6 protein-coding genes are annotated in these 11450 nt (G+C 62.8%); 4 read left to right on the top strand and 2 right to left on the bottom strand.

The window, feature by feature from the left end; all coding sequences use genetic code 11:
* Positions 1 to 12 precede the first annotated feature (12 nt).
* From CLV45_RS01800 to CLV45_RS01785, 4 genes are all read left to right on the top strand, one after another.
* Entirely contained in the window at positions 13 to 2016 is a 2004-nt protein-coding gene (locus CLV45_RS01800; protein WP_100334688.1) for a DUF3857 domain-containing protein, read from the top strand.
* Positions 2013 to 3950 (top strand): DUF3857 domain-containing protein, encoded by a 1938-nt coding sequence (locus CLV45_RS01795; protein WP_100334687.1) that lies wholly within the window; start codon positions 2013 to 2015, stop codon positions 3948 to 3950. Before CLV45_RS01800 ends, CLV45_RS01795 begins: the two co-directional genes overlap by 4 nt.
* A 161-nt stretch (positions 3951 to 4111) precedes the next feature.
* Positions 4112 to 4657 (top strand): hypothetical protein, encoded by a 546-nt coding sequence (locus CLV45_RS01790; protein ID WP_100334686.1) that lies wholly within the window; start codon positions 4112 to 4114, stop codon positions 4655 to 4657.
* Positions 4658 to 4771: 114 nt separating this feature from the next.
* Positions 4772 to 8374 (top strand): reprolysin-like metallopeptidase, encoded by a 3603-nt coding sequence (locus CLV45_RS01785; RefSeq protein WP_170061799.1) that lies wholly within the window; start codon positions 4772 to 4774, stop codon positions 8372 to 8374.
* 93 nt (positions 8375 to 8467) lie between these two features.
* Here the strand turns inward: CLV45_RS01785 and CLV45_RS01780 are convergent, their stop codons facing one another.
* Together CLV45_RS01780 and CLV45_RS01775 are read right to left on the bottom strand one after the other, a co-directional pair.
* Positions 8468 to 10579: a helix-hairpin-helix domain-containing protein gene (locus CLV45_RS01780; protein ID WP_100334684.1), complete on the bottom strand. Its 2112-nt coding sequence runs from the start codon at positions 10577 to 10579 to the stop codon at positions 8468 to 8470.
* Complete coding sequence (locus CLV45_RS01775) at positions 10576 to 11400, bottom strand: hypothetical protein (protein ID WP_157807227.1); 825 nt, start codon at positions 11398 to 11400, stop codon at positions 10576 to 10578. Before CLV45_RS01775 ends, CLV45_RS01780 begins: the two co-directional genes overlap by 4 nt.
* Positions 11401 to 11450: the final 50 nt, after the last annotated feature.

Genomic DNA, 11450 nt, shown 5'->3' with positions numbered 1-11450 from the left:
TACTTTCTTAGTATGATAACACGTTTACTGCGTCCTATGGCCGTGGCTGGCGTATTGGCGGGCTTTATTAGCCTGCCTGCCCTGGGCCAGAATGAGCCTATTAAATTCGGTAAGATTGATGAGCGGGACCTGACCGGCGCCAACTTCGTGGCCGACAGCGCCGCCGAAGCCGTGGTCCTCTGCGACTTTGGCCGCACCCGCTTCGAGGTTTTCGAGGGCGAGTTCCGCTACGTGCTGGAGCGCGTCACCCGCATCAAAATCCTGAAGAAGTCGGGCTATGACTGGGCTACGGTGCACGTACCGCTCTACCGCAAAGACGGCAACTCGGAAAAGCTCTCCAACCTGCGCGGCTTCACCTATAACCTGGTCAACAACCAGGTAGTGAAGGAAAAGCTCGAACAGTCGTCTACTTTCACCGAGCAAACAACCGTCAATAACTCCGTGCGCAAGTTTACCCTGCCCAACGTGCGCGAAGGCTCGATCATCGAGTACACGTACTTGGTTAGCTCCGACTTTATCTTCAACCTGCACGACTGGCGGTTCCAGCGCAGTATTCCAACCCGCTGGAGCGAGTACCGCGTTGCCATTCCCGAATACCTGGATTACAAAATGCTGCTGCAGGGCTACGAACCCCTCGCGACGCAGGAACGGGCCGAAACCAATACCCAGTACACCATTGCCGGCTCCGACCCCGTGGTGGCCCAGGTAACCAACTACCGCTGGGCCATGAAAGATGTACCGGCCATGCACCGGGAGCCTTTTATGACCACGCCCGACGACTACGTGGCCCAGATGGATTTTGAGCTAGCTGGTACCCGCATGCCGAAGCAGGGCTACCGCAGCGTGACTAACTCCTGGGAAAAAATCAACCAGATTCTGCTCGAAGACGACAATTTTGGGGGGCAACTGGGCCGCGGGGGCTTCCTGAAAGAGCAGCTGACGGCCCTGCTGGCCAAGAATCCTAACGCGCCGGAACGCATTGCCGCCATTCACGACCTGGTGCGTAAGGCGGTAAAGTACAACGGGGCGGACCGCATTTTCGCCACTACAACCGTCCGTAAGGCCTACGACCAGCACAACGGTTCGGCCGCCGACATCAACCTGCTGCTGATTGCGGCCCTGCGCGAGGCGGGGTTGCAGGCCAACCCCGTCCTGCTCAGCACCCGCGACAATGGCATGGTCAACCAGAACTTCCCGCTACTGTCCAAATTCAACTACGTGGTGGCCCACGTGGCCCTGCCCGAAGGCAAGGAAATGCTCGTGGACGCTACCGAGGAGATGATTCCCTGCGGCATGCTACCCCCGCGCTGCCTGAGCGGCACCGGCCGCCTGATTATGCCCGAAGCCGCTAAGTCGCGCTGGATTGATCTGCAGCCAACCCAGCGCCACATGGAGTACCGCCAAGTAACGCTGACCCTGGACAACCGGGGCGGCTACACCGGCAAGATTCACCAGGAACACGCCGGCTACTCGGGCGTCAGCACCCGGGAGAAGCTTCAGAAAAACGGGGAGAAGAAGTTTATTGAGGAAATCGTCAGCAGCCACGAAGGCTGGAGCATCCCGAAGTACACCTTCAAGGAGCGGGAGCTGCTGCACAAGCCCCTGGCCGTCGACTACGAGTTTACCATGCCCGGGGCCGACGCCCCGGTGGGCACGATTTACCTGAGCCCCATGCGGCAGTTTACGGACGAGAAAAACCCGTTCAGCCGCGAAGACCGCCGCTTCCCGGTTGACTTCGGAGCCCAGGTCGACGAAACGGTGATGTTGACCATTCAGCTGCCGGCCGGCTACCAGGCCGAGGAGTTGCCCAAGCCGTCCATCGTGGATCTGCCCGATAACGGGGGCCGCTTCTCCTACACCGTGGCCGACAACGGGCAGGGCACCGTCCAGATTGCCAGCCGCATGAGCCTGCGCAAGCCCGTGTACATGGCCGAGGAATACGCCTACCTGCGCGAGTTCTACAACCGTATGCTGGCCAAGCAGGCCGAGCAGATCGTCCTGAAAAAGAAGTCATGAGCCGGTTTTATGCATCCCTAGCCGCCCTGCTGCTGGCGGGCGGCTCGGCCGTGGCCGGGGGCAGCACGCCCAGCTACCCCGTGGCGGCGCTGCCCGCCGCCCTGCGCGAAAATGCCCACGCCGTAATTCGCAACCAGGAGCAGACTCTGGTGGTGAAGTCGGCGAGCCGCTCGGTGGAAACCGTGCGCCGGGCCGTTACGATTCTGGACGAAGCCGGGGCGGAATGGGCCACCCTGACCGTGTACTACGACCAGCTAAACTCGGTGAGCTACCTGCGCGGTACGGTATATAATGCCGCGGGCCAGGCGTATCTGCAACTGCGGCCGGCCAACGTGCGCGACTACGGCCTCTCCGACGGCTTCAGCCTGGCCTCTGACGGTCGGGGCCGCATTGCCGATTTGCGCCAGCCCACCTACCCTTACACGGTGGAATACGAGTACGAGGTAGTTTCCAATAATCTGCTGTTTTATCCTGCGTGGCACCCGCAGCCGGAAGAGCAGCTGGCGGTGGAAAAAGCCTCGTTCCGGGTGCTGACGCCCACCGAACTGCCCCTGCGGTTTCAGGAGCAGCACCTGCCCGCGGGCGTCACGGCCCAGCACACCCTGCAAGGCACTACCGACGTGTACCAGTGGCAGCTGCAGAACCTGGCGGCGCTGGAAGAAGAGCCCGACGCCCCGCCCATGCACCTGCTGACCCCGGCTGTTCTGACGGCGCCTTCCAACTTCGAGGTGCAGGGCCACCGGGGCGCGGCCACCTCGTGGCAAACGCTGGGCCAGTGGAGCTACGAGCTGAACGCCGGGCGCGACGAGCTGCCGGCCGCCGTGAAAACCAAGATTGCCGCCCTCGTTCAGGGCGAACCAGACGAGCGGGCCCGTATTCGGAAAGTATACGAGTTTCTGCAGGCCAACACCCGCTACATTTCCATTCAGCTGGGTATTGGCGGCTGGCAGACGTTTCCGGCCGCTACCGTTGCCGCCACCGGCTACGGCGACTGCAAGGCCCTGACTAACTACTGCAAAGCCCTGCTGCAGGCCGCCGACGTAACGGCCTACTGCGCCCTGGTCCGGGCCGACGCACCCGATATCCGCACCGAGTTTCCCAGCACGCAGTTCAACCACGTGGTGCTGTGCGTGCCCCTGACCAAAGCTGCCAAGGCCGACACCGTATGGTTGGAATGCACCAGCCAAACCAATGCCTTTAACTATATGGGCAGCTTCACCGGCAACCGGCACGCGCTGCTCATCACGCCGGCCGGGGGCAAGCTGGTGCGGACTCCCCGCTACGGCATGGCCGAAAACCGCCAGGAGCGGCGCGCCGACGTTTACCTCGATGCCCAGGGCAATGCCACGGCCACCATCCGGACGCTGCGCACCGGCCTCGAGCAGGAATATGCCAACGCGCTGCTGCACAACTTGTCGGCCGTTGAGCAGAAAAACAAAATTGCCGACCGCTTGCCGCTTTCCGGCTTTACCATCACCAAGTTCAACCTCGCGTCGGGAGTTGCTACTCCCATTCCCACGATGGTCGAAACCCTGGGCTTGACTGTGCCCAACCTGGCCCCGCCCAGCGGTAAGCGGGTTTTTCTGACGCCCAACCTGCTCAGTCGCAGCTCGTCCTTGCCCGCGGCCGTGGGCGAACGGCAGGCTGACATCTGGCTCGACAATGCCTTTGTGCATTCCGACACCATCCGGATTCACGTCCCGGCCGGGCTGAAGCCCGAAAGCCTGCCCGCCCCCGTCAAGCTGACGACTGCCTTTGGCACCTACACCAGCCAGGTGCAGACCCTGCCCGACGGCACCCTGCAGTACGTGCGGCAGCTGCGCATGCCCCAAACCCGCTTTGCCCGCACCGAATACGCGGCCTACGTGGAGTTCCGGCGCAAAATCAGCGCGGCCGATAAAAGCCAGCTGGTTTTCGTTAAAACCGAATCCTAACCTACCGCATAGACGCTGCGAAGCCCGGCCGGATAATACTTCCTGGCCGGGCTTTTTGCTTTTCCGGCTCTCCTTCTGCGGCCCCCAACGCAAACCGGCAAGGTTGTGGAATATGCCTCCATACGTTTACTCAGTCCCCACCTTTTTTCTTCTCGGTGACCATGACTACTGCCTGTGCCGCTGCTCTTACCGCCAGTTTGCTCTGGGCTCAAACCCTTGCCTTGCCCACCTCGCCGGCCTCGCCCGCTTACTGGCACGCCCTGACGCCAACCCAGGCCAGGCACCTCGGCAAGCCCCAAATCCAGCCGCGGCAGTACCGGGTATACCGGCTCAGCCTAAGTGCCGTGCGCCCCATCCTCGCGGCCGCTACCACCGCCCCGACCGGACCGGAGCTGCAGCTTCCGCTGCCCGATGGTACCCTGGCGACGTTCCGGATGCGCACCACGACGGTAATGGCGCCCGAACTAGCCGCCAAATACCCGGAGCTGCAAACCTACGCCGGGCAGGAAGTAAACCGGCCCACCAATGAAGTGCGCCTGGAAATCACGCCCACCGGCCTGCATGCGCTGCTGATTCGGCAGGGCCGCACCTATCTTATTGAGCCTTACGGGCCAGCCAACTCGCAGTACTATCTCTGCTTTGCCAAAGACAGTTTGCCGCCCGGCAGCAAGCAGCCGTTTGAGGTCCCACCGGCTTCTGCTCGCTAGAGCGCTGATTAGGAGGAAGGGAAATTCGCCCAGATGCGCCGGCGCACTGGCAAAAAGTCTATATTAGGGCTTCTGAATCACCTGCGAACATTCTTCATTCCCTTACTCTACTTTATGTTTTCACCCTTTACGAAATCACGGCGCACGTGGCAACCGGCTTTGATGGGCGGGTTGCTGGCGGTGCTGGGGGCTTCCCATGAAGCTTCCGCCCAACGCGTGCTGTGGGCCGATGATACGCAAGCCCCGCTTGCGGCCCACAAAACCACTTCTGCTCTGCGTCAGTACCGCCCCGTAACCTTCCAGCTGGAGGCGATGCGCAGCGTATTGCAGCAAGCCCCCGCCGAAAAAGGCGCCGGCGCCCGCAACTCGTCCACCGTGGTGTCGCTGCCCCTGCCCGACGGCTCGTCGCAGCGCTTCCGCGTGGTGGAAGTGCCCGTGATGCACCCGGCGCTGGCCGCCCGCTACCCCGAAATCAAAACCTACGCGGCCCAGGGCATCGACGACCCGGCCGCCACGGCCCGCCTGGATGTGTCGCCCGCGGGCTTCCACGCCATGATTACGCGCCCGCAAGGCCAAACCGTCTATATCGACCCCGCCGCCCAGGGAGACAATGTACACCACTTGGTGTTCGACCGGCAGTCGATGAACCCCTCGAACCTGGGCCGGGTGTGCCTGAACTCCGAGCAGCAGGACTTTGACCTGCCGCAGCCCGCATCTTTCCAGCGGATTCCCAACGGAACCCAGCTGCGCACCTACCGCCTGGCCCTGGCATGCACGGGAGAGTACGCCGCTACCAAGGGCGGCACCAAAGCCGGCGCGCTGGCCGGTATGGTCACGACCATGAACCGCGTCAACGGCGTGTACGAGAAAGAAGTGGCTGTTCGGCTGGTACTCATTGCCAACACCGACCAGGTCATTTATACCGACGCCTCTACTGACCCCTTTACCAACAATGACGGCTTTGTGCTGCTGAACGAAAACCAGCGCACCATCTCCACCATCATCGGCGACGCCAACTACGACATCGGCCACGTGTTCAGCACCGGCGGCGGCGGGGTAGCCCAGAAACCTTCGGTTTGCTTGCCGGTCAACTCTACCTACACCCAGGGCAAAGCCCGCGGCGTAACGGGCCTGACCAACCCCGTGGGTGATGCCTTCGACATTGACTACGTAGCCCACGAAATGGGCCACCAGTTTGGCGGCGACCATACTTTCAACAGCAACACCGGCAGCTGCGCCGGCGGCAACCGCTCGGCCGTTTCGGCCTACGAGCCCGGCAGCGGCGTGACGATTATGGCGTACGCCGGCATCTGCTCGCCCCAGGATTTGTCGCCCAACAGCATACCCTACTTCCACTCCCGTAGCTTCGACCAGATTGTGGCCCACATCACCGGCGCCGGCAACTGCGGCGTGGTAACGGCTACCAACAACACGCCCCCGGTGGTCAATGCCGGGGCCAACTACCGGATTCCGTTGCGCACGCCGTTTACGCTGACCGGCTCGGCCACGGATGCCAACAACGACGCGCTGACCTACTCCTGGGAGCAGTACAACCTCGGGCCGACCGGCGCGCCCCAACAGCCCGTGGATGACGCGCCGATTTTCCGAGTCTTCTCCCCCACGGCTTCGCCTTCGCGCACGTTCCCCAAGCTGTATAATATACTTACGAATACCGACACGATTGGCGAAGTTCTGCCGACGTACGGTCGGCGGCTGATTTTCCGCCTCGTGGCCCGCGACAACCGCGTGGGCGGGGGCGGCGTGGACTACGACTCCATGCACGTAGTTGTAGTGCCTACGGCCGGGCCTTTCCTGGTAACTTTCCCCAACGCTGCGTCTTCCACGCCCATCCGCTGGTTGGTCGGGGCTCCGCAGCAAGTCAACTGGGACGTGGCCAACACGACGGCGGCACCCATCAACGCGGCCAACGTGGACATTATGCTCTCGACCGACGGGGGCCGTACTTTCCCGACTGTGCTGCTGGCTAACACGCCGAACGACGGCAACCAACTGGTGACCGTGCCCCAGGGCGTAGCGGCCACTTCCCAGGCCCGGATTAAAGTACAGGCTTCGGGCAATGTCTTCTTCGATATCTCGAACAACGACTTCGCCATCGTGGTGCCTGCGGCGCCTACGTTTTTCCTGACGCCGACCACGGCCGCGGGTACCACGCCTTCAATTTGCCCCGGCACTTCCACGACTCTGAACGTAGCTGTTGGGCAGCTGCAAGGTTTCTCGGGCGCCGTGACCTTGTCGGCCGCCAACCTGCCGGCCGGGATGACGGTGAGCTACGCTACGCCCACGCTGAACCCGGGTGGCACTACCACCGCTACCATCACGACCACGGCAGCAACTCCTTCGGGCACGTACGTAATAAACTTGGTAGGCACCAGCGGCAGCCAAACGCAGCAGCAACAGTTCCTGATTACTGTTGAAAAGTCGGCTACGCAGGCGGCTACGCCCATCACCCCTACCGCGGCGGGTCGGGCCACTCTGCGGCCCCGCTTTACGTGGGCATCCGTAACCAATGCCACGAGCTACGAGCTTGAAGTAGCAACCAACTCGGCATTTACTACGCCAATTGTGGCTCTGACGAGCGTCACGGGCACGAGCTTCACGCCCAGCATCTCGCTGCAGCCCAACACGACGTACTACTGGCACGTGCGCGGCGTCAGCCCCTGCGGCGCGGCACCCTTCTCTGCTACGGCTCAGTTCCAGACGGGAGCCGAAGTATGCCAGACGATTGCGGCCACCCAAGTGCCCAAAGCAATTGCGGCGGGTGCCGTTCGCACCGTTACTTCGGTTATCAGCGTGGGTAGCTCCGAGGTAGTTTCCAACGTGCGCATCCGCAACCTGGTGCTGACCCACCCCGATGTAAGCGAACTGACGCTGACGCTAACCAATCCGGCGGGTCGCTCGGTCGTACTGGTAGCCAATGCCTGCCCCGGCACGGCCGACATCAACCTGAACTTTGACGATGCCGCTACGGCAGCCCTGAGCTGCCCGCTGAGCAGCGGCGCCACGGTGCGGCCGGTAGGCAGCCTGGGCAACCTGGCCAACGACCCGGCTTCCGGCAACTGGACGCTGACCGTCAACGACAACAATGCCTCCAACGGCGGCTCGTTGCGTTCCTGGAGCCTGGAACTGTGCACGCTGGGCACGGTGCCCCCCGCTCCCTTCTCGCTGCAGACGCTCTACAATACCTTCAGCAATGGTACTGGCAAAGTGGACGTACTCTGGTCGGCTGACCCCAACACCAACGCTACGTCGTATGAGGTGGAGCGCTCCTTCCAGACCAACGCCAACTTCCAGCGCATCGCTACGGTAGCAGCCCCTAGCACGTACTACGAAGATCAGGTGTCGACTTCCGGCCGCTACTTCTACCGCGTGCGGTCGGTAAACACCATCGGCGCCTCGGCCTATACCAACGAAGCCAACGTGCTCAGCAGCCAGACGGCTACTCTGCTCAAAGGCATTCAGGTGTACCCCAACCCCAGCACCGGTATCTTCAAGGTGAATGTGGACAACGCCCAACGCGGGGCCGTGACACTGCGCGTAACCGACGCCATGGGCCGCACCGTCGCCACGCAGGCCCTGAACAAGGCTGCCTCACTGCTGCAGTACGACCTGGACCTGAGCAAGCTCAGCACCGGCGTCTACCAGCTGCACATCGACATGCCCGAGGGCACTGCGGTGCAGCGCCTGCTGAAGCAATAAGCAGCTTCAACTAACGCCAAAAAGGGCGGCTCCAGCACTGGAGCCGCCCTTTTTGTTTGTCGTTTCTGCGTTTCGCACTCGGGCTTTTGGCGGCTAAAACTTATACCGGGCTTGCACTTTTACTTCTGAGCGGCGTGGCCCCTGCAACTCTTCCAGCCCCGAGCCCACGGTGTTTTGGTGGCGGTAGTGCGTTTCGGCGTAGCGCAGCCACAAAGTCAGATGCTTAGAGCATTTTACCTCGGCAATGGCGTAGGCCCGGGTGCCCTGCCCGCTCAGGGCCGGCACCGAAAAGGCGTAGAGCACATCCTGCTCAAACACGTACTGCCGGGTGTCGAAGTCGTCGGTGTCGAAGAGGGCGTAACGGCCGCTGAGCTGCAGCACCCGACCGATTTTGACCGAGGCGTCCTGGGCCAACACGTAGCCGCTGCGCTGCGGTCCGTCGTCTTCGCGGTAGTGCGTGCCCTGCAGGCGGGTGCGCAAGCTCAGAATCAGCGTGGGACTGGTGTCGTAGAACAAAAGCAGGCTGCGGCGTTGGGTGGGCGCGGTCAGGGGTAGGTTGCGGCCGGGTGCCGCTACATCGTATTCCTTAACGCGGGTCCGAATCTGGGCGTAGAGCAGGCTGGTTTTGGATGGCGAAAACGCCACCCGCACCAGCCAGTCGTGGCCTTCGGTGGGTGTGCCGGCCTGGAATTTCAGCCACGGAAAGCTGAACTGGTCGTAGTAGGCCGACACTTCCCAGCGCGACACGGGCCGCACTTTCAAGCCCACGTACAGGCCTTTCTCGTTGATGTTACGGGTATTTTCGCTGAGCGCATTGCCATAAAAGGTGTGAAAGTCGCGGGCGTAGTTGCGGTAGAGCACCGACACGTCCACGTTGGTAGCCAGGCTGGCCAGCAGGCCGTTTACCGTACCAATACCGCCGCCGCTGGAGCGGGCCGTTTCGCCGAACAAAATGATGTTGCGAATTACGTAGCTGTAGTTGACGCCGATAGCCAGATTATGCCGCCCGCGAAACTCGAAGGCGTTGTAGAGCTCCGGCTGGCGCTGCAGGGGCTTGTCGAAGTGGGTATCAACTGCGGTGAGGCCGGCGCTGAAGTTGCTGCTGCGGCTGGTGTAGGTCAGGTTGCCGCCCCCGATGGTTTCGCGCAAGGCCTGACGGTTGGCCAGCTCGGTGGCCGTGCGGTGGAAGCCCGTAATCAGCAGGCCCGACGAAAACTCGTCGAATTCGGCCAGGGAGTCGGCGCTGGTTTGCACGTTGGCATCCACCCGCTTGCGCGACACGAAAGCCGAAGCCCGCAGCGTAGACGTCAGGTTGAAAGTGGCTGCCGCCCCGCGGAAAAACGTACTTTCCAGCACCGAGGAGTAGGGCCGCACACCCAGACTGCTGCGCCGGATGGTGGTAATGGTTTCGGCCCCCTTGCCCACCTGCAACCCCGACGACAGCAGCAGGCCTTGCCCAAATTGCAATTGATAGTCGCCCAAAGCCAGAGTTTTGAGCTTGCCCCGCTCCTGCAGCACGAAGTGGCCGGAGTAAAAGTCGGCGCCGTAGCGGCGGGTGCCCGGGCTCCAGGTCAGCGGCTCCCCGGCGTCCTTTTCGGCGGTGATGCCCAGGCTGAAGTCGCGCTGGTGGCTCACGCGGTAACGCACCAGCAGCTTATCCGGGGAGCCCAGGTAGCGGCTGGCGGGCTTGCCGGTGCTGGTCGTGTCGGGCGCGGCGTATCCTTGCCGGTCCTGCAGCACCCGCTCGTAGCGCACAAACAGGGCGTTATTATCTTCCTGGGCAATCCGCTGCCAGAGCGGGCCACGGGCGGCGTTGCCCAGGTTGCTTTGCACGGCCACGAAGGGCGACACCCGGTAAATGGTGCGCAAATCGAAGCCGTCCACGCTTTGCAGCTCGTAGAGGCTGATCAGGTTGCCCTGGGCCGCGCGGTGGTCGAGCAAAGCCGTAATCTGGGTTTCCGACAGCAAGAGCAATGCCCGCAGCTCTTCGCGGGTAGCGGTGTTCAGGTTCAGCGGCGTCTGGTAATAGAGCAGCAGGGTTTCGTAGAGGTCCTCGTAGGGCACCTGGTCACTCTGAATTTCGGCAAACAGCTCCTGCACCAGCCGGTCGAGGTCAGCCGGGGGGCGCACGTATTCCTGGGCCTGGGCCGGACGGGCGGCCAGCAGCAGCGTCAGGGCCGCCAGAGAAAGAAACGTGCGTTTCATTTCGCGGCCCGGTTAAGCTGCACCCCGATGGCCAGGTGCTGACTCAGCCCCAGGGCCGTGTGCCAGGCCGCGGCGTAGTCGAAGCGGAACTGACCGGCCTGCAGCCCCACCCCGCCGGTAGTCTGGCGGCTGAGCGTGGAAAAACCACCGCGCACGGCCAGCGCGTCGATTACCTGGTACTCGATACCGGCTTTGAAGTCGGCGGCCTGGTCCACGTCCTTTTCGGTTTCGGCGTTGAGCATCACCTTCCCGGTGGGCCGAAACGAGAGGCCGGCCTTGAGCACGGTAGGCACCCGCTCGTTCTGGTATTCGGCCAGCTTGGCCTGGTTCAGGTTGTACAGATACGCCCCGAAATACAGCTTTTTGGGCAGCACTTCGGCTTGCCCGCCCAGGGACACCGCTACGGCCCGCTTGCTGCCCAGCCCCTCAATACTGACCTGCAGCACGTCGAACCGGGCGCCCACGCTGATCAGGCTGCCGCGGTAGCCGTAGCCGGCCCCCAGGCGCTGCTCAGAGTAGAGCTTGTCGCCGAAGCGCTGGGCTTCGAAGCCGACCACGCCACGGGTGGCCTTGCCGTCGGTGGCGGGGCCGATGGGCAGGGCCGCGGCCAGCACGGCCGTGTTCAGGGCCCGGCTCAGGTAGCGGTTTTCGGCGTAGAAACCCACGGTCGGGCTGGTTACTTGGCCCAGGCCAGCCACGTTGTTGCCAATGGCCCAGACGTCGGTCAGCGTTACGGAGGCGTTGCCCAGACCGGCCGCGCGGGCGCCGCGCGTGCCGGGGCCGTTGCCTTGCGCGCAGGCCAGCGCGGTAGGGAGTAGCAAAGCAGGTAGAATAGCGTAGATTTTTAGCATAGGCCGCGGACAGACAGTTT

It is taken from the genome of Hymenobacter chitinivorans DSM 11115, assembly GCF_002797555.1.
GTDB lineage: Bacteria > Bacteroidota > Bacteroidia > Cytophagales > Hymenobacteraceae > Hymenobacter > Hymenobacter chitinivorans.
Note: the sequence above shows the minus strand (reverse complement) of the source record. Positions and strands in the feature narration are given on the sequence as shown.

Excerpts from the sequence above, each read along its gene's own strand:
- CLV45_RS01800 (WP_100334688.1), top strand. The coding sequence starts at position 13 with ATGATAACACGTTTACTGCGTCCTATGGCCGTGGCTGGCGTATTGGCG.
- CLV45_RS01795 (WP_100334687.1), top strand. The coding sequence starts at position 2,013 with ATGAGCCGGTTTTATGCATCCCTAGCCGCCCTGCTGCTGGCGGGCGGC.
- CLV45_RS01790 (WP_100334686.1), top strand. The coding sequence starts at position 4,112 with ATGACTACTGCCTGTGCCGCTGCTCTTACCGCCAGTTTGCTCTGGGCT.
- CLV45_RS01785 (WP_170061799.1), top strand. The coding sequence starts at position 4,772 with ATGTTTTCACCCTTTACGAAATCACGGCGCACGTGGCAACCGGCTTTG.
- CLV45_RS01780 (WP_100334684.1), bottom strand. The coding sequence starts at position 10,579 with ATGAAACGCACGTTTCTTTCTCTGGCGGCCCTGACGCTGCTGCTGGCC.